This is a genomic window from Pseudocitrobacter corydidari (genome assembly GCF_021172065.1).
GTDB lineage: Bacteria > Pseudomonadota > Gammaproteobacteria > Enterobacterales > Enterobacteriaceae > Pseudocitrobacter > Pseudocitrobacter corydidari.
The window spans coordinates 42,386-68,250 of record NZ_CP087880.1 but is presented as its reverse complement, the minus strand read 5'-3'; the positions used below and the strand labels follow the sequence as shown (position 1 = coordinate 68,250).

General features: G+C 54.4%; 15 protein-coding genes and 1 pseudogene. 8 read left to right on the top strand and 8 right to left on the bottom strand.

The genetic code is table 11. The annotated features are described in order from the left end of the window. Positions 1-4 precede the first annotated feature (4 nt). The 4 genes from trmD to ffh all read right to left on the bottom strand — a co-directional run bounded on the left by trmD (position 5) and on the right by ffh (position 3,221). Positions 5-772, bottom strand: coding sequence for a tRNA (guanosine(37)-N1)-methyltransferase TrmD (gene trmD / locus G163CM_RS00295; protein WP_015963360.1), 768 nt, complete (start codon positions 770-772; stop codon positions 5-7). A gap of 30 nt (positions 773-802) precedes the next feature. Continuing rightward, entirely contained in the window at positions 803-1,351 is a 549-nt protein-coding gene (rimM, locus tag G163CM_RS00290) for a ribosome maturation factor RimM (RefSeq protein WP_015963359.1), read from the bottom strand. Positions 1,352-1,369: 18 nt separating this feature from the next. Further along, positions 1,370-1,618, bottom strand: coding sequence for a 30S ribosomal protein S16 (gene rpsP, locus G163CM_RS00285; protein ID WP_041686193.1), 249 nt, complete (start codon positions 1,616-1,618; stop codon positions 1,370-1,372). Positions 1,619-1,859: 241 nt separating this feature from the next. Further along, entirely contained in the window at positions 1,860-3,221 is a 1,362-nt protein-coding gene (gene ffh, locus G163CM_RS00280; RefSeq protein ID WP_015963357.1) for a signal recognition particle protein, read from the bottom strand. 214 nt (positions 3,222-3,435) lie between these two features. Between ffh and G163CM_RS00275 the strand changes: the two genes are divergently transcribed. Together G163CM_RS00275 and G163CM_RS00270 are read left to right on the top strand one after the other, a co-directional pair. Continuing rightward, complete coding sequence (locus tag G163CM_RS00275) at positions 3,436-4,227, top strand: cytochrome C assembly family protein (RefSeq protein ID WP_015963356.1); 792 nt, start codon at positions 3,436-3,438, stop codon at positions 4,225-4,227. A gap of 20 nt (positions 4,228-4,247) precedes the next feature. Further along, positions 4,248-5,534, top strand: a complete 1,287-nt coding sequence (locus G163CM_RS00270) for an HlyC/CorC family transporter (RefSeq protein WP_231826471.1) — start codon at positions 4,248-4,250, stop codon at positions 5,532-5,534. A gap of 30 nt (positions 5,535-5,564) precedes the next feature. Here G163CM_RS00270 and G163CM_RS00265 read toward each other — a convergent pair whose 3' ends face one another. Further along, positions 5,565-7,334, bottom strand: coding sequence for a sensor domain-containing diguanylate cyclase (locus G163CM_RS00265; protein WP_231826470.1), 1,770 nt, complete (start codon positions 7,332-7,334; stop codon positions 5,565-5,567). 133 nt (positions 7,335-7,467) lie between these two features. Next, the gene (grpE, locus tag G163CM_RS00260; RefSeq protein WP_015963353.1) at positions 7,468-8,061 is read right to left on the bottom strand and encodes a nucleotide exchange factor GrpE; all 594 of its coding nucleotides are present in this window, start codon (positions 8,059-8,061) and stop codon (positions 7,468-7,470) included. Between the two features lie 123 nt (positions 8,062-8,184). Here grpE and nadK point away from each other — a divergent pair, with 123 nt between their 5' ends. The 3 genes from nadK (at position 8,185) to bamE (ending at position 11,301) form a co-directional block, all read left to right on the top strand. Next, complete coding sequence (nadK, locus tag G163CM_RS00255) at positions 8,185-9,063, top strand: NAD(+) kinase (protein ID WP_015963352.1); 879 nt, start codon at positions 8,185-8,187, stop codon at positions 9,061-9,063. Between the two features lie 85 nt (positions 9,064-9,148). Further along, positions 9,149-10,810, top strand: coding sequence for a DNA repair protein RecN (gene recN / locus G163CM_RS00250; protein ID WP_231826469.1), 1,662 nt, complete (start codon positions 9,149-9,151; stop codon positions 10,808-10,810). A gap of 149 nt (positions 10,811-10,959) precedes the next feature. Beyond that, entirely contained in the window at positions 10,960-11,301 is a 342-nt protein-coding gene (bamE, locus tag G163CM_RS00245; protein ID WP_015963350.1) for an outer membrane protein assembly factor BamE, read from the top strand. A 63-nt stretch (positions 11,302-11,364) separates the two neighbouring features. Here the strand turns inward: bamE and G163CM_RS00240 are convergent, their stop codons facing one another. Together G163CM_RS00240 and G163CM_RS00235 are read right to left on the bottom strand one after the other, a co-directional pair. After that, entirely contained in the window at positions 11,365-11,658 is a 294-nt protein-coding gene (locus G163CM_RS00240) for an RnfH family protein (RefSeq protein WP_015963349.1), read from the bottom strand. Continuing rightward, positions 11,648-12,085, bottom strand: coding sequence for a type II toxin-antitoxin system RatA family toxin (locus G163CM_RS00235; protein ID WP_015963348.1), 438 nt, complete (start codon positions 12,083-12,085; stop codon positions 11,648-11,650). Before G163CM_RS00235 ends, G163CM_RS00240 begins: the two co-directional genes overlap by 11 nt. A gap of 149 nt (positions 12,086-12,234) precedes the next feature. Between G163CM_RS00235 and smpB the strand changes: the two genes are divergently transcribed. The 3 genes and pseudogenes from smpB (at position 12,235) to G163CM_RS23595 (ending at position 25,809) form a co-directional block, all read left to right on the top strand. Then, positions 12,235-12,717 carry an SsrA-binding protein SmpB gene (gene smpB / locus G163CM_RS00230; protein ID WP_015963347.1) on the top strand — a complete coding sequence of 161 codons (483 nt, stop codon included), beginning with the start codon at positions 12,235-12,237 and terminating at the stop codon, positions 12,715-12,717. 830 nt (positions 12,718-13,547) lie between these two features. Then, positions 13,548-22,854: pseudogene (locus G163CM_RS00220) on the top strand (Ig-like domain-containing protein); the annotation flags it as partial. Beyond that, positions 22,846-25,809: a beta strand repeat-containing protein gene (locus G163CM_RS23595; protein ID WP_476748452.1), complete on the top strand. Its 2,964-nt coding sequence runs from the start codon at positions 22,846-22,848 to the stop codon at positions 25,807-25,809. The pseudogene G163CM_RS00220 and the gene G163CM_RS23595, both read left to right, overlap by 9 nt. Positions 25,810-25,865: the final 56 nt, after the last annotated feature.

The window sequence follows — 25,865 nt, the reverse complement described above, 5'->3', positions numbered from 1 at the left end:
CGTATTACGCTTGCCCATCATGTTTATGTTGCTGTTGTGCGTGCTCCTTTTGGAACTCCGCCAGCAACCTTGCTTGCTCTTCAGTCAGAGCCAGGTTTTCCAGAAGTTCAGGTCTTCTAAGCCAGGAGCGGCCCAGCGACTGTTTCAAACGCCAGCGACGTATCTCGGCATGGTTCCCCGACAGCAATACTGGCGGTACTTCCATTCCTTCTAACACTTCAGGACGCGTATAGTGGGGGCAATCCAGCAACCCGTCAGCAAAGGAATCTTCCGTTGCCGATGCTTCGTGACCCAGTACACCCGGAATAAACCGGGAAACGGAGTCAATCAGCGTCATTGCCGGTAACTCACCACCGCTGAGAACGTAATCGCCGATTGACCATTCTTCATCAATTTCGGTCTGAATCACGCGCTCATCAATACCTTCGTAGCGACCACACACCAGAATCAGTTTCTGATTCGTTGCCAGTTCGCTGACGCCTGCTTGATCAAGCTTGCGTCCCTGAGGTGACAGATAAATCACCTTTGCGCCTTCACCTGCCGCGGCTTTTGCTGCATTGATGGCATCCCGTAAGGGTTGCACCATCATTAACATCCCCGGTCCGCCGCCGTAAGGACGATCGTCCACGGTACGGTGCCGGTCATGCGTGAAGTCACGAGGACTCCAGCTCTGGATGCTCAGCAGGCCATTTTTTACTGCCCGGCCAGTTACCCCGTAATCGGTAATTGCGCGGAACATTTCAGGAAACAGGCTAATTATGCCAATCCACATAGCGCCGTCTTTTACCGTTTATCCGGTGGTTTAAAAACCAGGATCCCAATCTACTTCGATTGAACGAGTAGCGAGATCGACTTTCTTGATAACCTGCCCATCGAGGAACGGAACCAACCGCTCCTTGATACCAAACGCATCTTTCAGGTTTGCCTTAATGACGAGAACGTCATTCGAACCGGTTTCCATCATATCGATGACTTTACCGAGATCGTAACCTTCGGTTGTGACTACCTGGCAGCCCATCAGGTCTTTCCAGTAGTAATCACCCTCTTCCAGTTTTGGCAACTGCGATGAATCGACGATAATTTCGCAATTAGTCAGAAGATTCGCAGTATCACGATCATCAACGCCTTTCAGCTTAATGATGATGTCCTGATTGTGGTGGCGCCAGCTTTCCAGCTCAACAACCTGCCACTGACCCGCCTTCTGGATTAACCAGGGCTGATAGTCAAAAATGCTTTCGGCGTCTTCGGTGGAGGAAAACACTCTGAGCCAACCACGGATACCGTAGGAAGAACCCATTTTGCCCAATACGATGGGATCAACAGGTGCCTGTGCGGTGAGTTGCTTGCTCATCATGACCACCGTGACAGATTAAGCTGCTTTTTTAGCTTCTTTGATCAGCGCAGATACGCGATCAGAGATAGTTGCGCCCTGGCCAACCCAGTGCTCGATGCGATCCAGATCCAGGCGAGTGCCTTCTTCTTTTTCGCTAGCGATCGGGTTGAAGAAACCAACGCGCTCGATGAAGCGACCGTTACGTGCATTACGGCTGTCAGTAACAACAACCTGGTAGAACGGACGCTTTTTAGCGCCGTGACGAGCTAAACGAATAGTTACCATAACATCCTCTTGTGTGAATAGAACAACCGGGCCCCATCGAGGGAAGGGGCCCGGTGTCATATTAAAAGCCCGAAAATTTTACTCATTTTTGGGCAAAAATCAATTCAAAACTACAATACGCTAGATAATTCGAGTTGCAGGAAGGCGGCAAGTGAGCGAATCCCCGGGAGCGTACATATAAGTACGTGACCGGGGTGAACGAACGCAGCCAACGCATCTGCGGCTCGAATTATGACGCGTATTAGCGGCCTGGGAAGCCTGGGGGCATCATCCCTTTCATCCCACGCATCATCTTCGCCATGCCACCTTTCTTCATTTTCTTCATCATGCGCTGCATGTCGTCGAACTGTTTCAGAAGACGGTTGACGTCCTGAACCTGCATGCCGCAACCGGCAGCAATGCGGCGTTTACGGGAACCTTTAATGATTTCCGGCTTCGCGCGCTCTTTCAGGGTCATGGAGTTGATGATGGCTTCCATACGCACCAGCACTTTGTCATCCATCTGTGCTTTTACGTTGTCAGGGATCTGGCCCATGCCCGGCAGTTTGCCCATCAGGCTGGCCATACCGCCCATGTTTTTCATCTGGCGCAGCTGCTCCAGGAAGTCGGTCAGGTCGAAGCCGTCGCCTTTTTTCAGCTTGGAGGCCAGTTTCTCAGCCTGCGCGCGGTCAACCTTGCTTTCGATATCTTCGATAAGCGACAGCACGTCGCCCATGCCGAGGATACGGGAAGCGATACGATCCGGATGGAACGGCTCAAGCGCTTCGGTTTTTTCGCCGACGCCGAGGAATTTAATCGGTTTACCGGTGATGTGACGAATCGAGAGCGCTGCACCGCCACGGGCATCGCCGTCGACTTTGGTCAGCACCACGCCGGTCAGCGGCAGCGCTTCGTTGAAGGCTTTCGCGGTATTCGCCGCATCCTGGCCGGTCATGGCGTCAACAACAAACAGCGTTTCAACCGGATTAATCGCGGCATGCACCTGTTTGATTTCGTCCATCATCGCTTCGTCTACGTGCAAACGACCGGCGGTATCCACCAGCAGTACGTCGTAGAATTTCAGCTTCGCTTCTTTCAGCGCGCCGTTAACGATATCGATAGGTTTTTGGCCGACATCGGACGGGAAGAAGTCCACACCAACCTGTTCGGCCAGCGTTTCCAGCTGTTTGATCGCCGCCGGGCGATACACGTCGGCAGAGACAACCAGCACTTTCTTCTTGTGTTTTTCGCGCAGGAATTTACCAAGCTTACCGACGCTGGTTGTTTTACCTGCACCCTGCAAGCCCGCCATCAGCACCACGGCTGGCGGCTGTGCGGCCAGGTTCAGCGTCTGGTTCTCTTCGCCCATCGCCGAAACCAGTTCGTTACGGACGATTTTGACGAACTCCTGACCCGGAGTCAGGCTTTTGTTAACTTCATGACCAACCGCTTTCTCTTTTACGCGGTTGATAAACTCACGCACCACCGGCAACGCGACGTCGGCTTCGAGCAGCGCCATGCGCACTTCGCGCAGCGTCTCTTTGACGTTGTCTTCGGTGAGGCGGCCACGCCCGCTGATGTTACGCAGCGTCCGTGACAAACGGTCGGTTAAATTATCAAACATTGTCTCTCGCCTAAGGTGGAAACGGTTTGTCGCGGTGCGACACAAAAATAGAAATTTGCCGGAGTATAACACGACAGCGCCCGAGTTGTGATGCCGCGGTTTGCCTCAAAGGGCCCGATGTTTTGCCCAACGCCCCGCGCCTTGATACAACTCGAATGATTTTGCGTATATACTGCCCCTCTTACACTCTATTTGACGATTGCCGACACACTCTATGCCCGTTTTTGCCCTGCTCGCGCTTGTCGCCTACTCCATCAGCCTGGCGCTGATCATCCCCGGTTTGCTGCAAAAAAACAGCGGCTGGCGGCGTATGGCTATTCTTTCTGCCGTTATCGCGCTCGTCTGCCACGCTTTCGCGCTGGAAGCCCGCATTCTGCCCGGCGGCGAGAATGGTCAAAACCTGAGCCTGCTCAACGTCGGTTCGCTGGTCAGTCTGATGATTTGTACGGTGATGACGATTGTCGCCTCACGCAATCGCGGCTGGCTCCTGTTGCCGATTGTTTACGCCTTTGCGTTAATCAATCTGGCTTTCGCGACGTTTGTCCCGAATGAATACATCACCCATCTGGAAGCTACGCCAGGCATGATGGTGCATATTGGCCTGTCGCTGTTCGCCTATGCGACGCTGATTATCGCCGCGCTCTACGCACTTCAACTTGCGTGGATTGACTACCAGCTGAAAAACAAAAAGCTGGCCTTCAGCCACGAAATGCCGCCGCTGATGAGCATTGAACGTAAAATGTTCCATATCACGCAGGTGGGCGTGGTGCTGCTTACACTTACCCTGTGCACCGGCCTGTTTTACATGCATAACCTCTTCAGCATGGAGAACATCGACAAAGCCGTGCTCTCTATCGTGGCCTGGTTTGTCTACATCGTGCTGTTGTGGGGTCACTATCATGAAGGATGGCGTGGACGCCGAGTCGTGTGGTTTAACGTCGCGGGCGCAGGCATTCTGACCATGGCGTATTTCGGTAGCCGGGTCATTCAACAGCTTGTCGGCTAGACACAACTAAGGAACACCTTTTGGAACATATCTCCACCACCACACTGATCGTCACACTGATCATTATGGTGGTCATCTCCGCCTATTTCTCCGGTTCGGAGACAGGCATGATGACGCTCAATCGCTATCGTCTGCGTCATCTTGCCAAACAAGGCAATCGCCAGGCGAAGCGCGTGGAAAAACTGCTGCGCAAGCCAGATCGCTTAATTAGCCTGGTCCTGATTGGCAATAACCTGGTTAACATTCTGGCCTCCGCGCTGGGTACCATCGTCGGGATGCGTCTTTACGGCGATGCGGGCGTAGCGATTGCTACCGGTATCCTGACGTTCGTGGTGCTGGTGTTTGCCGAGGTCTTGCCGAAAACCATCGCCGCGCTCTACCCGGAAAAAGTGGCCTACCCCAGCAGTTTCCTGCTCGCTCCGTTACAGATTCTGATGATGCCGCTGGTGTGGCTGCTCAATATGATCACCCGCCTGCTGATGCGCATGATGGGGATAAAAACCGACATCGTGATGAGCAGCTCCTTGAGCAAAGACGAGCTGCGCACGCTGGTGAATGAATCGCGCTCGCAAATCTCGCGCCGCAATCAGGACATGCTGCTGTCGGTGCTGGATCTCGAAAAAGTGAGCGTCGATGACATTATGGTGCCGCGCAACGAAATCGTCGGTATCGACATCAACGATGACTGGAAGTCGATTGTTCGTCAGCTCACCCACTCTCCGCACGGGCGCATCGTGCTGTATCGCGACTCGCTGGACGATGCCATCAGCATGCTACGCGTGCGCGAAGCCTGGCGCTTAATGCAGGAGAAAAAAGAGTTCACCAAAGAGGTGATGCTGCGCGCCGCCGATGAAATTTACTATGTGCCGGAAGGCACGCCGCTCAGCGTTCAGCTGGTGAAATTCCAGCGTAATAAAAAGAAAGTCGGCCTGGTGGTCGATGAATATGGCGATATTCAGGGGCTGGTAACGGTCGAAGATATTCTCGAAGAGATTGTCGGCGACTTCACGACATCGATGTCACCGACTCTGGCGGAAGAAGTGACGCCGCAGAATGACGGTTCGGTCATTATTGAAGGCAGCGCCAACGTCCGTGAACTCAACAAAGCCTTTAACTGGCATATGCCGGAAGACGAAGCGCGCACCATTAACGGCATGATCCTCGAAGCGCTGGAAGAGATCCCGGCGGCAGGGACCCGCGTGCGTATTGGCCTGTACGATATCGATATTCTTGATGTACAGGACAACATGATTAAGCAGGTCAAAGTAGTCCCGGTGAAACCGTTACGCGAAAGCGTACAGTCCTGATAACACCTAAACGGCCCCACGGGGCCGTTGTTATATCCACTTATCCAGCCACGCCTCCAGCTGTTCTGCCGTTTTAGGTCGCGCAAAGTAATAGCCCTGCGCTTCATCGCACGCATAGTCGCTGATAATCCGCGCGGTGGATTCATCCTCCACCCCTTCCGCCAGCACCCGATAACCCAGCTCTTTCAGCATGCGAATAACGTTACGCACAATGACGCGTCGCGAAGGCTCTTTGAGCAGATCGTCAATCAATGATTTATCCAGCTTGATCGTATCGAGCGGAATACGCAGCAGATAATTCAGGTTGCTGTAACCCGCGCCAAAATCATCCAGCGAGACCGAAAACCCGTTCTGGCGCAGTAAGCGTAGCTCTTCCAGCACCTGGGAGCTCGCTAACAGTTTCTCCGTCTCCAGACATTCCACGCCCAGCATGCCGTTATCCAGCCCAGCCAGTGCCATTTTATCGTGCAGCCGCTGGGTAAAGTTCTCCCGCTTGAGATCCAACACGCTGATGTTAATCGACGCGGGTAAGGCAATGCCTTTCTGCTCCCACTCAGCCAGCTGCGTAATCGCGTGATCAATCACCCAGTCGGTGAGCTCAACCATCAGACTGGTATTCTCAATCAGCGGCAAAAAACTTCCGGGAGGAATAATCCCGCGCTCCGGGTGATTCCAGCGAATCAGTGCTTCCAGCGCCACCGGCTGCCCCGCCGGCAGCGATACCTTCGGTTGCCAGACCAGATAGAGCCCGCGATCTTTACGAATGGCTTCGGTCAGGTCGTTGAGCAGATAAAAATCTTCGTTACGACGGCAATCATCGTCCTGATTATAAATCCCCCAGCGTAGCCGGTTATGTCGGGCTTCATACAGCGCGCTCTCGGCCTGACGCAGAATTTCATGTCCGGAACAGATAGGCAATGTAATCGCCGTTTCGCCGACGTAGATCTTCAAATCAATGGTGACGGCATCAGAAAGATGCGCCTGCAGGGCCATGAGCTGCTGCTCACGACGCTGGCGATCGGACGGCGTCAGGGGTTTTGAATAGAGCGCAAAGCGCCCGGCGCTCAGCATATACAGCTTTTCACACCGTGAAAGCTGCAACACCTGCAGCAGCGCCTGGCTAATATCCCTTACCAGCGTGTTCAGCCGACTGGTGCCCATCACCCGGGCGATATCGTCAGACTGCGTCACGCCGATACACTCAATCACCATCAACGAGTTGCCGGGGCACTCTTCCGCAAACGATTCATCCTGCAAATCATTAATCAGCTGATGCATGTTTGGCAGGCCGCTATTGAGATCGGTCAGCGCCACATCCAGCCATGATTCAATAAAGCTCGAAACCAGTTCTGCAATGAAGGTCAGCGAGGCCAGCTCATCGCAGGTTAAATCGCGTGGCACCGTATCAACCACGCAATAGGTGCCCATTGTACAGCCGTTTTTAAAGGTCAGCGGCATGCCCGCGTAAAAGCGCAACCCTGGGTCGCCCACCACCATCGGGTGCTCACAAAAACGTGCATCCTGCAACGTATCGGGCACAATGACCGGCTTTTGGGTATCGACCACATACTGGCAAAAGGTGAACTGTCGTGGCTTCGGTGCCATCGAAATCTGATGCGATACGATCACATTGCGCGTCTTGTCATCCAGCACAGAAATGTAACCCGCTGGCATATGGAAAAGTGATGTGGTGAGTTGTAAGAAATGACGAAGAACATCGTCGCGCGTTTTATCCTGACGTACTAAAACCCCCACCTCATCGGGGGGAAGCGCTCGGGTCTTTACATCCGACTCCAGCATAAATGTCCCTCTTCATGTGAGCCTGTGAAGAGGCAGTATAAAACGCCAGCAACGGCGGACAAATATCAGGCCTAAGCCATCTAAAACAAAAAGCCCTCACGAGGAGGGCTTCTGAAACAGGGGGACTGTGCGGTTACGCTTTGGCTTTCGCAACGGAAACCATCGCGGCGCGAATGGTGCGACCATTCAGCGTGTAGCCTTTCTGCATCACCATCAGTACGTTACCCGGCGCGATGTCTTCAGACTCCACCATTGCAATCGCCTGGTGTACGTTCGGATCCATCGGCACGTCGATCGCGTCAACAACCTGAACGCCGAATTTACCCACCACGTCGAGCATGGATTTACGGGTCAATTCAATACCTTCGATCATCGCCGCCATATCGGTGTTGTCTTTGTTTGCCACTTCCAGCGCGCGGTCGAGGCTATCCAGCACCGGCAGCAGTTCGTTGACGAATTTTTCCAACGCAAATTTGTGCGCCTTTTCGACGTCGAGTTCAGTACGACGACGCAGGTTTTCCATTTCCGCTTTGATACGCAACACACCGTCACGCTCACGCGTCTGGGATTCAGCTAACTGAGCTTCCAGATTCGCAATTTTTTCATCGCGCGGATCCACCTGCTCAGCAGACGCGTCAGACTCTACAGCTTCAACGTCATCATGCTGTTCCGTGATAATTTCTTCCGGGGCTTGCCCCTCAGGCGTTTTCTGTTCTTTACTGCTCATGAATTTCTCCGCGTTTTTTTTCGCAATCATCTCGCTAACTTGGCTTATTATGGGGATAAGATTCCGCGTTTCAAGGGAAGCTCTCACATTGTCATCAATCTTCGGCACAAGGACCTTCAGAAAATGAACAATCATTTCAAGTGTATCGGTATCGTAGGGCACCCTCGCCATCCGACCGCGCTGACCACACATGAAATGCTCTATCGCTGGCTGAGCACCAAAGGCTACGAAGTGATTGTTGAACGCCAGATTGCTAAAGAGCTGAAACTGGAGAACGTGCAAACCGGCACGCTGGCAGAAATTGGTCAAAAGGCCTGTCTCGCGGTGGTGGTGGGTGGCGATGGCAATATGCTGGGCGCGGCGCGCACCCTGGCGCGCTACGATATTAAAGTGATCGGTATTAACCGTGGCAACCTTGGCTTCCTGACCGACCTCGACCCGGACAACGCCCATCAACAATTAGCCGACGTGCTGGAAGGCAATTACATCACCGAGAAACGTTTCCTGCTGGAGGCGCAGGTCTGTCAGCAGGATTGCCAGAAGCGCATCAGCACCGCCATTAATGAGGTAGTTCTGCATCCGGGTAAAGTGGCGCATATGATTGAGTTCGAAGTGTATATTGATGAAACCTTCGCCTTTTCTCAGCGCTCCGATGGCCTGATTATCTCGACGCCGACCGGTTCTACCGCCTACTCCCTTTCGGCAGGCGGCCCGATTCTGACGCCATCGCTCGATGCTATCACTCTGGTACCCATGTTCCCGCACACGCTCTCGGCGCGTCCGCTGGTGATTAACAGCAGCAGCACCATTCGCCTGCGTTTCTCACATCGCCGCAACGACCTGGAAATCAGCTGTGACAGCCAGATTGCCCTGCCGATTCAGGAAGGGGAAGATGTATTAATTCGTCGCAGCGATTATCACCTGAATCTCATTCACCCGAAAGATTACAGCTATTTCAACACATTAAGCACCAAGCTGGGCTGGTCAAAAAAATTGTTCTAAATTTGCTAACAGCACTTTACTGTATAAAAAACCAGTTTATACTGTATGAAAACACAGTTATGGTTTTTCATACAGGAAAGCAGCTATGTTGGCACAACTGACCATCAGCAACTTCGCAATCGTTCGTGAACTTGAAATCGACTTTAACGGCGGCATGACGGCCATCACCGGTGAAACCGGGGCCGGTAAATCTATTGCTATCGATGCCCTCGGTCTGTGCCTGGGTGGCCGCGCGGAAGGCGACATGGTGCGCGCCGGTGCCAGCCGTGCCGACCTCTGCGCTCGCTTTGCCCTGAAAGACACGCCAGCCGCGCTGCGCTGGCTTGAAGAAAACCAGCTTGAAGATGGCCGTGAATGCCTGCTGCGCCGCGTTATCAGCAGCGACGGGCGCTCACGCGGCTTTATCAATGGTACCGCCGTGCCGCTGTCGCAGCTTCGCGAACTGGGCCAGTTGCTGATTCAAATCCATGGCCAGCATGCGCACCAGCTTCTGGTCAAACCCGAACATCAGAAAACGCTGCTCGACGGCTATACGGGCGAATCCGCCCTCACCCGCCAGATGGCCGACCATTACCATCTGTGGCATCAAAGCTGCCGCGATTTAGCGCAGCATCAGCAGCAAAGCCAGGAACGCGCCGCGCGCGCCGAGCTGCTGCAATATCAGCTTAAAGAGCTTATCGAATTCAACCCGCAGCCGGGCGAATACGAGCAAATCGACGAAGAGTACAAGCGTCTGGCGAACAGCGGGCAACTGCTCTCCACCAGCCAGCATGCGCTGGCGTTGCTCGCCGACGGTGAAGACGCCAACCTGCTAAGCCAGCTCTACACCGCAAAACAGCTCACCACGGAGCTGGTCGGCATGGACAACAAACTCGCCAGCGTGCTCGACATGCTGGAAGAAGCCTCCATCCAGCTCAGCGAAGCCAGCGATGAACTGCGTCACTACTGCGACCGCCTCGATCTCGACCCGAATCGCCTCTATGAACTGGAACAACGTCTGTCGCGGCAAATCGCGCTGGCGCGTAAACACCATATTTCGCCGGAAGCGCTGCCCGACTTCTACCAGTCGCTGCTCGATGAACAGCAGCAGCTTGACGATCAAAGCGACTCGCTGGAAACCCTGAAACACGCGGTGGCACGTCATCACGAACTGGCGCTGGAGACCGCACGTCAGCTTCATACTTTGCGCCTCAACAGCGCACAGGAGCTGGCTGGGCTGATTACCGACAGCATGCATGCACTCTCGATGCCGCACGGCGTGTTTACTATCGACGTCAGCTTTGAAGAACAGCACCTCACGGCAGACGGCGCAGACCGCATTGAATTTCGCGTCACCACCAACCCAGGCCAGCCGCTCCAGCCTATTGCTAAAGTGGCCTCCGGCGGTGAGCTGTCGCGTATCGCATTAGCCATTCAGGTGATCACCGCGCGTAAAATGGAAACACCGGCGCTCATCTTCGATGAAGTCGATGTCGGGATCAGCGGCCCAACCGCCGCCGTAGTTGGCCGTTTGCTGCGCCAGCTTGGTGAATCTACACAGGTGATGTGCGTAACTCACCTGCCACAGGTAGCCGGATGCGGCCATCACCACTTCTTTGTCAGCAAAGAAACCGACGGTGAAATGACTGAAACGCACATGCAGGTGCTTGATAAACGCGCACGTTTGCAGGAGCTGGCACGCCTGCTTGGCGGCAGCGAAGTCACGCGAAACACGCTGGCAAACGCGAAAGAGTTGCTGGCAGCGTAAACTTTTTCACATCCCAGGAGTCTGAGTTCACAATAAAAACGCCGTGTGACCTGACAGCAAAAGGTTTTAAACTGACGTCAGGTCTATTATCATCGGCATATTACATATGAGCCGCGTACTGCTCGGGCCCGAAAAGGAATGAAATCACTATGCGCTGTAAAACGCTGACTGCTGCCGCAGCGGTTCTTCTGATGTTGACCGCAGGCTGTTCCACTCTGGAGCGAGTGGTTTACCGTCCTGACATCAATCAGGGAAACTATCTGGCACCTAACGATATTTCAAAAATCCGCATCGGCATGACCCAACAACAGGTCGCTTATGCATTAGGTACCCCGATGATGTCCGATCCGTTCGGCACCAATACCTGGTTCTACGTGTTCCGCCAGCAGCCGGGTCATGAAAAAGTGACGCAGCAGACGCTGACGCTCACCTTCAACAGCAGCGGTGTGCTGACCAACATCGATAACAAACCTGCGCTGACCGGCGAGTAAGTTCAGGCAATAAAAAAGCGCTCAGTGAGCGCTTTTTTTGTTTCTGGAAGCTGAAGAGTGGCATCAGGCTTTCCCGGCTGACTTCTCCGCTCGCTGGCGACGCAGTTCTTTCGGGTCGGCAATCAGCGGGCGATAAATCTCAACCCGGTCACCATCCTGCACCACGTCCTGCAACTTCACCGGGCGGCTATAGATACCCACTTTATTCTTCGCAAGATCGATATCGTCACGCAGCGTCAGAATACCGCTCGCCAGAATCGCCTGCTCGACGGTGGCGCCCTCTTCCAGCGTCACACGTTGCAAATACTGTTTTTGCGGCAGCGCGTAGGCCACTTCAACCACAATCTTACCCGGCACTGTAAACCTCTCTGGCGCGCATCGTGAATGCCTGAACCATGTTCAGCGCCAGCTCTTTGAAGATGCGCCCAAAGGCCATCTCAATCAGCTTATTGGTAAATTCGAAATCAAGATGGAACTCAATTTTACAGGCGTCCTGACTGAGCGGAATAAACTTCCAGCCACCAATCAGTTTCTTAAATGGCCCATCCACCAGCTGCATCAAAATGCTCTGGTTGCTGGTGAGGATATTCCGCGTCGTGAACGTCTTGCTGATACCGGCCTTCGACACGTCCACCGCCGCCGTCATTTGCGTCGGGCCCGACTCCAGCACGCGACTTCCGGTGCAGCCAGGTAAGAAATCAGGATAAGCATTAACGTCGTTGACGAGGGTATACATTTGCTCCGCGCTATAGGGCACCAGCGCAGTACGGCTAATCTGAGGCATAGCAATTTCCATGTTCGAACACGGGCTAAATAGTATCATTTATCTACGGTTAAAAAAAACGTTCCGCGGCAACTCGTGCTAAGATAGCGCATTGCGCCTCGCGGGAGCTTGAGGCAGATGTGTACGAACTGCGATGACTTCAGGATATTATGACTAAGAAAAAAGCACACAAACCTGGATCGGCCACCATTGCGCTGAACAAACGCGCCCGCCACGATTACTTTATCGAAGAAGAGTACGAAGCGGGCCTCGCGCTGCAAGGCTGGGAAGTAAAATCCCTGCGTGCCGGTAAAGCCAACATTGGCGATAGCTACGTGATCCTGAAAGATGGCGAAGCCTACCTCTTTGGCGCAAACTTCACGCCGCTGACGGTCGCGTCATCCCACTACGTTTGCGACCCAACGCGTACCCGTAAGCTGTTACTGAATCAGCGTGAACTGGATACCCTTATCGGCCAGATCAACCGCGACGGTTATACGGTCGTTGCTCTCTCACTTTACTGGAAGAATGCCTGGTGCAAAGTCAAAATCGGCGTGGCAAAAGGTAAGCAGCAACACGATAAACGTAACGATGTGAAAGATCGCGAGTGGAAGCTGGATAAAGCGCGCATTATGAAAAACGCCGGGCGTTAAAAAATGTTATGCACCCGTATCCTGAAAAGGTGCGGGTGTTCTTCCAAAACTTTCCCTGCCTATGTTACCTCCCTGAATCGCAACAGTTAATTCCCACACTCTAAAGAATATATTCTTCGCCGTAACTTCTCTGTTCTGTTTAACTCATAACTTAATTTCATAATATATTTTATATCGTCAAAATCCCTTCCAGAGAATAAAAAATAATTCCACTCTGACATTAATTACGCGCGCGATCACGGATATATCATATTTTCTATTCATGATTTTCATCATATTAATAATGAAAAAGCCCTGGAATATGAATTCAGACATTTCCTAAAACCCGCTTTTTGTCGTTTTTTTTACACCAGTTTTCGGTGACTTACCTAAAATCATTAACAGTCACTCTGCGACAGAGAAAATATAAAAACATACAAATTCATGGTGTTAAAAAATGGTGCATCTGCTTTCCATGTTAAAAACCACATGAACTAGAGCGCGATTAACCCTGCATAAAATGCTGGTTTAACTGATAGTTAGCAAGCTTTTGGTTTATCGCCCGTTTGCGATTTATCTTATATCTGGCTATATCAACAACAGTACTTCAATGTTTAAAAGAGCATTTAGAGCAAGGAATTAAATTTCAGATAGAAATTATTTAATTATTCGCCAGTCAATATTTTAAGAATATTCCTAACCACTATTTCGATAGTGGGCGCTACCGCTTTTGCCTGAATTTCAGGAGAGCTGAATATCACAACAAATATGCCGGCGTAAAAGTCCTGAGCTGCTGAATAACCGAATATCGCCATTGCGATCAACCTGTTCACCTCGAATGGAGTGACACCATGCGTTCTGTATCGATTATTTCAAAAATGACTACCGTCGCCACCACGGCTGAAACCGACAGCGTGACATTGACTGCCCCATCGATTGTTAAAATTAAGGTCGATCGCGCCGATATTGCCTCGATGCAGCGTTCCAATCAGGATTTGGTTATCACCCTGAAAGACGGTGAAAAACTTTTACGTCACCTCAGATTTAGGGCAGAGCCAGCTTGTGCTGGAAGATGCGAACGGCGCGCTCTGGTGGGTACAGGATACGGATGGCGCATTCCACTTCCAGCAAATCAGCAGCATTGATGAACTGCTGGTTGCCGGAGAAGGCAGCAACGAAAGCGGCGGAGCCGCCTGGGCGTGGATTCTGGGCGGAGCCGCCGCAGCCGCCGGGATTGGCATCGCCGCGTCCAACAGCAACGGTAGCGGGAGCCATCATCATGATGATGGCGGCAATGGCGGAACCGATCCTGGAAATCCGCAACCGCCCGTAGATACCACCCCGCCCGATGCGCCAACCAATCTCGCTATTTCCCCGGACGGCAAAACGGTCACCGGTAACGCCGAACCGGGTAGCACCATCATCATTCGTGATCCCAACGGCAACATCATCGGTACCGGAAAAACCGGCGATGACGGCAAGTTCACCGTCGGCCTGGATAAGCCGCAGTCTAACGGTGAACACCTGACCGTTGAGGCGAAAGATCCGTCGAATAATACCGGGCCATCCACGCCAATCACCGCGCCAGATACTACGCCACCTAATGCGCCAACCGACGTTGCCGTTTCAAATGATGGTAAGACCGTCACCGGGAATGCCGAGCCCGGTAGCACCGTGACCATACGCGACCCCAATGGCAACGTTATTGGCACCGGCACCGCCGGCAGCGATGGGAAATTTACCGTCGACCTGAATAAACCGCAGACCAACGGCGAACACCTGACGGCGGAAGCGAAAGATCCCGCCGGAAATACCAGCCCCACCACCAGCGTCACCGCGCACGATACTACCGCGCCGGGCGCGCCGAGCGACCTGAATATTAACGCCGAAGGCACAACGCTTACCGGGAAAGCGGAAGCCGGAAGCACGGTAAAAATCACCGACAGCGAAGGCAATGTGCTGGGCACCGGGAAAGCCGATGGTAACGGCAACTTCACGATAACGCTGACCTCGCCGCAAACCGATGGCGAGCGTCTCTCGGTAACCGCGACCGACGCCGCAGGGAACCAAAGTTCCCCTTCGAATATTACCGCCCCCAATGTGATTGAAGAACCCGTTAACCTGTTACGCAGCGTGGTCGATGACGTCGGTACTATCACCGGGGCGCTCACGTCAGGGCAGAGCACCGATGATTCACGTCCGACCTTCAGCGGACGCGGTACGGCCGGAACCACCATCAATATTTTCGATAACGGTGTAAAAATCGGCTCCGTTCAGGTGGGCAGCGACGGCAACTGGAGCTACACCCCAACAACGCCGCTGAAGGATGGCAACCACTCCATCGTGGCGACCGGGACACAAACGCCGGACAATTCGATTCCTGGCTTCAAATTTGCCGTGGATACCACCCCTCCCACAGCCCCCTCAGGCTTAACGCCTTCAGCTGATGGAACGCATCTGAGCGGTAAAGCGGAGCCGGGTAGTGAAGTGATTATTCGTGATGCTGGCGGAAAAGAAATCGGCAAAGGCATGGCGGACGCCAGCGGCTCGTTTAATATCACCCTCAACCCCGCCCAAATTACCGGCGCACCGCTCACCGCGACGGCGTCGGACAGCGCAGGAAATATCAGCCCGGAGAGCAAAGTGCTCTCCGTAGATAAAACACCTCCCGAAACACCGGAGGAACTCATCATTAACGCTGCGGGTACGCAGTTAACCGGTGAAGCTGAGCCGGGTAGCAAAATTACGATTAAGGATAGCGCGGGCAACACCATTGCAAGTGGGGTCACAGACAGCAATGGCAATTTCTCCATTACGCTCACTCCTGCGTTGACTCACGGTGAAAAATTAACGGCCATCGCCACCGATGCGGCAAACAATTCCAGCGCACCCGGGAACGTCACTGCGCCGAATTTTGATGTTTCCAGCCAACCAACCATCATTTCCGCCACGGACGACATTGCACCTGATACGGGCAATGTCGCCAACAATGGGCAAACCAATGACACCCGCCCAACGCTAAATGGTCACAGCGATGCCTGGGCGACAATTACCGTTTATGAAGGCCAGACCAGGCTCGGGACGGTACAGGCAGACGGCAAAGGTAACTGGAGTTTCACGGTAGTTAATACCTTAAATGATGGTCAGCACAGCTTCACAGCTACTGCAACCAACATCGCAGGCAAGGTGAGCGATGCATCGGCTGATTTCACATTAAATATTGATACAGCGGCCCCTGAAGCTCCGTCGATTCAGGCTGTAATTGATGATCAACCCGGTATCGTCGGCGCAATCGAGAATGGCAAATCGACCAACGATACCACGCCAACCTTTAGCGGCGCAGGCGAACCGGGTAGTACTATCACCCTTTACAACAACAGTAGCGTCATTGGCACCGCAAAAGTTGATGAGTCAGGAGCATGGACGTTCACACCATCGACTCCGCTCACCGATGGAAGCTATACCATCCGTGTTACCGCCACCGATGCAGCAGGCAATGTCAGCTCTCCCTCCGGTAGCTTCACTTTTACCGTCGATGCCAAAGCGCCCGTGGCACCAACCTTTACGGCGGTGATCGATAATTCAGATGGTACAAACGTAACGGTCGCCAACGGAGGCGCGACCAACGACGCAACCCCGACGATTACGGGCACAGCGGAGCCTGGCAGCACCGTGACGCTTTGGGCCATGCTCAATGGAAGCCGCGTAGAATTAGGCACTGCAACCGTCAATGCGCAGGGTAACTGGAGTGTCACGCCCGGCACACCGCTGGCCGAAGGCACCTATACCCTGAGCGTGACCGCAACGGACAGTGCGGGCAACGTTAGCCCGGTGACATCAACGCAAAGTTTCACCCTGGATCTTACCGCGCCAGCCGCACCGAACGGCTTAGCCGTATCGCCAGATGGCGGCAGCGTAACAGGTACTGCGGAAGCGAACAGTACGGTAACCGTTAAAGATGCTAACGGCACTGTTCTGGGAACCGCTACGGCTAACGCCACGGGGCAATTCACGGTTACTCTCAATCCAGTACAAGATGATAATCAGGTGCTTTCAGTCACCGCCACCGATAAGGCAGGTAACACAAGCCCGCCTAATGGCGTTCAGGCGCCAGACCTTATCGCTCCCGATGCGCCAGAAAATTTACAGGTGTCAGATAACGGTACAATCGTTACAGGTCAGGCCGAACCGGGTAGCACAGTGACCATTACCGATGCGAATGGTAACCCACTGGGCAACGCGGAAACCGACAGCAGCGGAAACTTCAGCGTAACGCTGACAACCCCACAAACCAATGGCGAAACGCTGACCGCGATTGCGACGGATAAAGCGGGTAACCCAAGCGACGACGCCAGCGTCAACGCACCGGACATCACTGCCCCAGAACTCCCGGTGATCGGTTCAGTAGTGGATGATGTTCCGGCATTGACAGGGAATTTAGAGAACGGACAAAGCACTAATGATCCGCGCCCTACTCTGAACGGCACGTCAGAAGCCAACGCTATTATCACGCTCTACGACAATAACGTCATTATTGGTACGACAACCGCCGATGCGCAGGGCGTCTGGAGCTTTACGCCGGGTTCGAATCTCGGCAGCGGCAGCCATAGTTTTACTATTACGGCAAAAGATGAGGCTGGCAACACCAGCGACACATCAGCGCCCTTCACCATTATTGTCGATACTACCGCCCCAACCCGACCAACGATCACAAGCCTGACGGACGACCAGGAGCCGAATACGGGCGCGGTGAGCAACGGGCAAACTACGAATGATAATTTGCCTGTTATCAACGGTGCCGGCGAAGTGGGATCAACTATCTCCGTCTTTGATGGCGGTAAATTGCTGGGAACAGTCGTTGTCGGGAGTTCAGGTACCTGGTCGCTCACGCTCACCGCACCATTGAGCGACGGCCCACACAGCCTGACGCTGAGCGCGGCGGATGCAGCAGGAAACACGACAACCAACACGACACCCTTCACGTTTACCGTTGATACCAGTACTCCAGATGAGCCAATCATTCTGGAAGTTCGCGATGATGTGGGCCCGGAAGTCGGAGTTCTGAATGATGGTGACACTACCGACGACACTCGCCCAACGTTTTCAGGGAAAGCGGAAGCCAACGCGCAGGTTAACGTTTATGAAGGAGATACGTTGCTTGGCACAGCCAACGTCGATGCCAACGGAAACTGGACACTCACTCCTAACGCGGCGCTGGACGAAGGTAAGCACGACTTCACCTTCGTCACGGTGGACGCCGCCGGCAATATTGGGGCTAAAACTACCTTTACGCTCACCGTCGATACCCTTGCGCCCGAGGCACCGCTGATCGCTACCGTCAATGATGATGTGGGCGCAATTAAAGGAAATCTCACTAACAACCAGGTGACTGACGATACCTGTCCGACCCTTAGCGGTACAGGAGAAAATGGCGCAACCATCACGGTCTACAGCAATGGGATATCGCTGGGCACGACCACCGTCGTGGACGGTAAATGGTCATTCACACCGAATAGCGATCTGAACGATGGTGAAAATATCTTCACCGTAACCGCTACCGATGCTGCGGGTAACGTCAGCGCAGAATCGCCTTCCTTCACCATCACGGTGGATAATGACGCCCCCATCAAACCGGTGATTGGTTCGGTCGTTGATGACGTTCCGGAATATACCGGCGCGCTGGCCTCAGGAAGCGTAACCAACGATACCCAACCCACCTTCAACGGCACAGGCATCGAGGGCGATACCATCACGCTCTATAACGGCACCACCGTGTTAGGCACCGCCGTCGTCGGGGAGGATGGAAAATGGAGTTTGACACCGACTGCGCCTCTGGGGGAACAGACCTATACGCTTCACATTACGGCGACCGATCCGGCAGGCAACGTCAGTGTGCCATCGGATAACTTTGTCATTACCGTGGATACCACACCGCCTGCGATACCACCCGCTTTCAGCGTTCAGGATAATGTCGGCGACGATCAGGGCGCGCTGCAAAGCGGCGACCGCACTGACGACAACACGCCAACGCTGAACGGCACAGCCGTGGGCGGGAGTATTGTGACGATACTGGTTGATGGTAAAGCGATTGGCACAACCACCGCTAACCCGCAGGGCGGCTGGAGCTTTACACCTTCTCCAGCCCTGACGGATGGCACTCATACCCTGACCGTTACGGCAACCGATCCGGCGGGCAACACTAGCCAACCGACACCGCCCTTTACCCTCACCGTGGATACCACTGGCCCGGACGCGCCGACTAACGTTAACATTGTTGACGATGTTGGTTCGATCACGACTGACCTGATAGACGGTTCCTATACTGATGACCCTCGCCCTACGTTCTCTGGTACTGCCGAGGCGAATGGCACCGTCATCATCTTTGCCAACGGCATAGAAATTGGTCGAGCCAACGTCAATGACGAAGGCGGCTGGAGTTTTACCCCTGGCACTAACTCGCCGTTGTCCGATGGGGATAACGTACTGACCTTCCAGGCGCTGGACGACCTTGGTAACGCGGGTCCGCTTTCGGATGGCTTAACCCTGCACGTTGATACACAGGCCCCTGTTGCACCAGTCAATCTGGCGGTGGCTGATGATGGTCTCATCGTTACCGGACAGGCAGAGGCTAACAGCACCATTATCATCCGCAATGCCAACGGTGATGAAGTGGGTCGTGGCATCACCAATGGCCTGGGTTACTTCACCGTTGAGCTTGATGAAGTGCAGGCCGCAGACTCGGTACTGTCTGTTTATGCGCAAGATCGCGCGGGGAATATCAGCGTTGGGGCAGATGTCACCGTCGCGCCTCCGACTGAGCCAGCCGTCCCGGTGATTATAGAAATTCTGGACGAAACGGGCCCGAACACCGGCCCGCTGAACAACGGAGACAGTACCGATGATACGCAACCGATCATCAGTGGTACGGCCGCTGATGGCGCTACCGTTTATGTATTGATTGACGGGGTGCGTTCCCAAGATATCCCAGTGGTCGATGGCCGCTGGACCTACACCCCACAAGAAGCGCTAGGCGAAGGCGAACACACCATTTCAGCTATCGCGGTAATCAACGGCGAAACCAGCGCGGAATCCACTGAAATTACCATTATTGTGGATACCGTTGCCCCTGACTCCGCCATCATTGTCAGCGTGACGGATGATGTCGGAGCAGTCACCGGGCCTATTATCAATAATGGCGGCACCGACGATACACAGCCCACCCTGCGCGGCACCGCTGCCGACAGCGCCCGTGTGGAAATCTTCAATGGAACCACGTCACTCGGCTTTGCGACGGTGAATGCTCAGGGTAACTGGACATTTACACCAACCACACCGCTGGCAAACGGTATCTATAACTTCAACGTTGTGGCTATCGATGCTGCGGGTAACAGAGCAGATGCATCCAACACCTGGACCGTAACCATCGATAACGCCACGCCAACCGCCCCAACACTTACGGGAGTGGAAGACAACGTGGGTACCCTCGTTGGGCAAATAGACGAAGGTAGTAAAACCGATGACACTCAGCCAACGCTAAGCGGCACGACCTCACCAGGCTCAACGGTCATTATCTATGACAACAATGTTGAAATTGGTCGCGTCACCACCAGCGATGGTAACTGGAGCTTTACCCCGACCACACCTCTGGGCGAAGGAAGCCATAGTCTGACGCTGACGACCACCAACAGCGCAGGGAATACCAGCCCGGCAAGCGATCCGTTTGAATTCAGTGTCGATACCACGGCACCGTCGCGCCCGATACTCAACAGTGTTAACGACAACCAGGGGCCGATCACTGGCGATCTGCTGAATAATCAGACGACCAACGATGCAACCCCAACGCTCAGCGGAACCGCCGAAGCCAACTCAACGCTGAAGATTTACGACAACGGTAATCTGGTGGCGACCATTACCGTGCCAGAAACAGGCAACTGGACATGGACACCCGCCACGCCACTGAGCAATGCATCGCATGCATTCACCATAAATACCACCGATGAGGCTGGTAACGTCAGTGCAACAACACCGGCATTTACGATTGTGGTTGATACGGTGGCTCCTGACACGCCATCGGCAATCACGGCGACGGATAATACACCGCCGAATACGGGTGCGATAACTGAGGGTCAGCAGACCAATGAAACACGTCCGGCCCTGAGCGGTACCGCGGAACCTAATGCCACCGTGCAAATTCTGGATAACGGTACGGTCATTGGCACCGTTAAGGCGGATGCTGGCGGTAGCTGGAACTTCACACCGAGCACCGCATTGCCACCGGGCGAACATCAACTGACCGTCACGGCCACTGATAGCGCGGGTAATGTCAGCCCGCCATCTCCGGCATTGAACTTTGTCGTTGATACCGTCGCGCCTGATGCGCCAGCCATCGTCAACGCCAGCGACAACGTCGGCAGCATTACCGATACGCTGACGAACGGAAAAACCACCGACGATGCGACCCCTACGCTAAATGGCACCAGCGAAGCCTTTGCCTCTATTCGCATTCTTGATAACGGTGTGCAAATCGGTACCGCCACCGCCGATGTCAATGGCAACTGGAACTTCACGCCAGGCAGCGCATTGGGAACCGGTAGCCACGTGTTTACGGCCATTGCGACTGACAGGGCGGGTAATACGGGCAGCACATCGACATCGTTTACGTTGATTATTGATACCACCGCACCGGGGGTACCGACGATCATCCAGGCCAGTGACAACGTCGGCACGGTGCAGGGAACATTACTGTCAAACCAAACGACAGATGACACTACGCCAACGCTGAGCGGTACAGGTGAAGCAGGTGCCACTATCACCATTCGCGATAATGGCACCGTGATAGGAACTGCCATTGTTGGCGATAACAATGCCTGGACCTTCACGCCCCAGGGCGCACTTGGTGCGGGTACGCATAACTTTACCGCAACGGCAACGGACAGTGCCGGGAACACCAGCGTACCATCAGGCAGTTTCGTACTGACCGTCGATCTTACCCCGCCCGTCGCGCCAATTATCACTGGTGCGGCGGATGATATTGGGACCATTAAAGGGCCAATTGCGAACGGCCAGGTAACCGATGACACCCGTCCAACGCTCAGCGGGACGGGAGAAACTGGCGCAACCATTAACGTCTATGACAACAATGTACTGATTGGCACCACGACCGTAGGCAGCGGGGGGACCTGGAGCTTTACCCCAACGCAGGATCTCACAACCGGTTCGCATAATCTGACGGCGACAGCAACCGATCCTGCCGGTAACACTGGCCCGGCATCAGGCGCCTGGAATGTGGTTATCGACACCACTGCACCAAATACACCGTTTATCACCACAGTGACCGATAACGCTGGAACTGTGACGGGCACGCTTGCAGCCGGTCAGCCTACCGATGACACCACCCCAACGCTGAACGGTACAGCTGAAGCAAACGCCACCGTGCGTATTTATGACAATGGCGTAGAAATTGGCAGCGTACAGGCGGATGGCGGCGGTAACTGGACCTATACACCGACGCTCACTGAAGGTACGCATACACTTACCGCAAAAGCCGTGGATGCGGCGGGCAATACCAGTTCGTCCTCCACGGTGACGACGGTAACCGTTGACCTTACGCCACCCGCCGCACCGACGGATTTAACCGTCAACGCCACGGGCAACGTGGTGACAGGCCGTGCCGAAGCGGGCAGTACCGTGACCATTTACAGTTCAACGGGGACCATACTGGGCACCGGAGTTGCCGATGGGCTCGGCAACTTTACGGCTAACCTTTCCCCAAGTCAGGTTGACGGAGAAGACCTACAAGCCAGAGCAACCGACGTAGCCGGGAACCAGGGCATAGCAGCAGATTTCAACGCCCCATTCACCGGCTTGCCGGGCTCACCGGTTATTACCACGATTGTGGATAATGTGGGGCCTGTTTTAGGCAATGTTGGAAACAACCAGAGCACAAACGATAACCAGCCGGACATCAGCGGTACTGCTCAGGCACGTTCAACGGTCAACATCTACAACAACGGCGTGCTGCTGGCGACCGTTGTGGCGGATGACACCGGGGCGTGGAGCTATACACCGACGACAGTTTTAACCGAAGGTCTGCATGTTATTACCGCCACCGCCACGAATACCAACGGTACCAGTAGCCCATCCACCGCCATTAACATTACGGTAGACACTATCGCGCCGGACGCGCCGACTGCCACGATCAGCGGTGATGGCTACACCATTAGTGGCACAACGGAAGCCAACATTACGATCAGTGTGACGGTACCAGGTCAGGCCAACCCTGTCACGGTAACGACAGACGCCCAGGGTAACTGGTCTGTCGGGCTACCGACGCGTCTGGTCAGCGGTGAGCAGGTGACGGTGATTGCCACCGATGCGGCCGGAAACGTTTCATTGCCGGGGACAACTAACGCACCAACGCTGCCCATTGCGGCAAGCGACAACGTAGTGAACCTTGAGCTGGAAACGTCTGCAACTGTTACCACAGAAGAGCATAGTGACTACGGCTTCCTGCTGGTCGGTGCGCTGGGCAATGTAGCTTCAGTGCTGGGTGATGATACTGCGCAAGTGACGTTTACCATCGATGCTGGAGGTAGCGGTGTTGCCGTCATTGAAGCGGCGGCAACAGGGGCTGTGCTCTCGTTGCTGAGCACTCTTGAGATCGCCGTACAGAAATATGATACCGACCTTCAGGCATGGGTCACAGTCATCGATACCTCGTTGCCGCAATTCGCCAACCTGTTAACTATCGGCGCTTCAGGCGTGCGCCTGAATCTCGACAACCTCACGGGCGGTGAGTATCGCGTACTGAGCTTTAACACCAGCCTGTTGGCCGTTGGTTCTTACACAAGCCTGGATGTTTCTCTTGTCAAAACCAGTGCAGGCACTGTCGCTGCGGGTGCGATAGAAAATGGCAACGTTATTACCGATGCCGATCCGACAAACGGTAGCGATGTTGCCCCTTCGGGTACAAACGTCACGTCCATCACTAATGCCAATGGCGTGACAATCTCGGTCGGTGAAGGGGGCGCGGATATCGCTGGCAAGTACGGCACGCTGCATATTAATGCGAACGGAAGCTATACCTACACCCTGTCGGAAACCAGCTCATCCATCATTGGTCGTTCTGAAAGTTTTACCTATACCATTACCTCCCCTGCGGGCCAGTCCTCCACCGCCAACCTGGTGATCACGCTGGGCTCCACCGTACCGACCAGTTCCGTCACCGCTGCCGATGACAGCGCCAGCCTGCAATTTGACACCTCGGTTGCCGCAGTCAACAACGGCCCGAGTTCCACCACCGGCTTTACCCTCGTTGGGCTGAATCTGGGGAATGTGATTGATGTCGGCCTGCTGAACAACATGCAGAACCCGATTATCTATAACGTGGATGCGGGTACCACGCGTACGCTCTCCCTGGGCGCAAGCGTCGGCGGCGTCGCGGTTGGCGCGGTCTTTGACCTGTATGTCTATCGCTACAACGCGGAAACCGGCAATTATGAGCAGTATCGCCATGTTCCGAGCTGGCTCCAGGCGGCGCTGCTGGGCGGCTCCACGGCGCAGGATCTGGTCATCACCCTGCCAGATGGTAAATACCTGTTCACGCTGAACGCGGTTTCCGGCTTGACCGTGGCAACCGGTTTTACGCTGAGCGTCAACGCCGACCACACTTACAGCGTGAAGAGCGCGGGGGCCAGCACGACTGGCGACGTGCTGGATAACGATGCCGGTGCGGCAAACGGTCATGTGACCGAAGTGAATGGCGTGGCGGTGGCGGCCAATGGCACCACCACCATTAATGGCCTGTACGGCACGCTGACCATTGATGCGCAGGGGCATTACACCTACACCCTGAAATCCGGCCTGGGTGCCGACAGCATCAAAACACCGGACACCTTCGTGTACACGGTAACCGCGGCGAATGGCGACACCAGCACAGCGTCGCTGAACGTGCAGCCGACCGCGAAACCGGTCGATGCGGTGAATGACACCAGCAGCACGATGGCGCTGGCGACCAATCAGGTAACGGCCAGCTACTCAGACACAAGCGTTGGCTCTGCCACCATCGCGCAAGGCAACAGAAGCGCGACAGGCAGCGGTACCTTCGATGTGGCTGAAGGCTCGGCCCTGAAGGCCATCTCCGTAACCTTTAATACTTCTGCGTCCGGATTAGCCGGGGTTGGCGGGTTGAGTGTGGCGTGGTCGATTCTGGAAAACGGTCAAACCGTCTATACCGGTACTACGCTACCTTCCGGAACGTTCGGCTTACTGAATGGTTCCAGAACCGTGACGCTCAGTGGGTTTGAACTGGATGCCGGCACGTATACCCTCGCCATTACGACCAATTTGACCAGTACCCAACTGGGTAACGTCAGCGTTACCCCTGTGGTGAACGCGACTTCATACGATCTGGATAACTTCCTGATCAACAACAACGCGCATACGGTGACCGGCAACATCTACAACGGTAGCGACTCCGCAGGCGCCGTCGATCAGATTGCTTCCGCGCAAACCGTGCTGACGGTCAGCGGGAACAACAGTACGCAGACGCTCAACCCAACGGTTGACAGCAACGGTGCGGCGACGGTTCAGGGTACCTACGGCTCACTGCGCATCGCCATCGACGGTTCGTACACCTACACCCTGAAAGCGGGGCTGCATCCGGGCGACATCACCACGAAGGAGACCTTCACCTACACCCTGAACGATCAAAAAGGCCACTCGGACAGCGCGACCTTAACCATCAACATGAACCCACAGTTCACCAGCACATCGCAGTCAGATGTGATCCACGGCTCGGCCTACGGAGACACATTAATTTATGACCTGCTGAATAATGCCGATAACAGAGGAGGCAACGGGGCCGATCGCTGGGACAACTTCTCGCTCGCTCAGGGCGACAAAATTGATATCGGCGACCTGCTGGTGGGCTGGAATGGCCAGGAATCGACGCTCGGCAACTACCTGACTGTGACCACCAGCGGCAATAACACGGTGATTTCTATCGACCGTGATGGCACCGGTACCGCCCACAGTTCAGCCACCTTAATCACTCTGGAGAACGTACAAACCACGCTGAATGAGCTGATCGAACAGAACCATATTGTGACCTGATAGTTAACAAAACCCCGGGCGCGAAGACGCCCGGGGTAATAACAAATACACCTGCG

What these genes read in the sequence shown, in the direction of transcription:
- smpB (WP_015963347.1), top strand. Translation starts at nt 12,235, where the DNA reads ATGACTAAGAAAAAAGCACACAAACCTGGATCGGCCACCATTGCGCTG.
- grpE (WP_015963353.1), bottom strand. Translation starts at nt 8,061, where the DNA reads ATGAGCAGTAAAGAACAGAAAACGCCTGAGGGGCAAGCCCCGGAAGAA.
- nadK (WP_015963352.1), top strand. Translation starts at nt 8,185, where the DNA reads ATGAACAATCATTTCAAGTGTATCGGTATCGTAGGGCACCCTCGCCAT.
- trmD (WP_015963360.1), bottom strand. Translation starts at nt 772, where the DNA reads ATGTGGATTGGCATAATTAGCCTGTTTCCTGAAATGTTCCGCGCAATT.
- G163CM_RS00275 (WP_015963356.1), top strand. Translation starts at nt 3,436, where the DNA reads ATGCCCGTTTTTGCCCTGCTCGCGCTTGTCGCCTACTCCATCAGCCTG.
- ffh (WP_015963357.1), bottom strand. Translation starts at nt 3,221, where the DNA reads ATGTTTGATAATTTAACCGACCGTTTGTCACGGACGCTGCGTAACATC.
- G163CM_RS00235 (WP_015963348.1), bottom strand. Translation starts at nt 12,085, where the DNA reads ATGCCTCAGATTAGCCGTACTGCGCTGGTGCCCTATAGCGCGGAGCAA.
- bamE (WP_015963350.1), top strand. Translation starts at nt 10,960, where the DNA reads ATGCGCTGTAAAACGCTGACTGCTGCCGCAGCGGTTCTTCTGATGTTG.
- recN (WP_231826469.1), top strand. Translation starts at nt 9,149, where the DNA reads ATGTTGGCACAACTGACCATCAGCAACTTCGCAATCGTTCGTGAACTT.
- rpsP (WP_041686193.1), bottom strand. Translation starts at nt 1,618, where the DNA reads ATGGTAACTATTCGTTTAGCTCGTCACGGCGCTAAAAAGCGTCCGTTC.
- G163CM_RS00265 (WP_231826470.1), bottom strand. Translation starts at nt 7,334, where the DNA reads ATGCTGGAGTCGGATGTAAAGACCCGAGCGCTTCCCCCCGATGAGGTG.
- rimM (WP_015963359.1), bottom strand. Translation starts at nt 1,351, where the DNA reads ATGAGCAAGCAACTCACCGCACAGGCACCTGTTGATCCCATCGTATTG.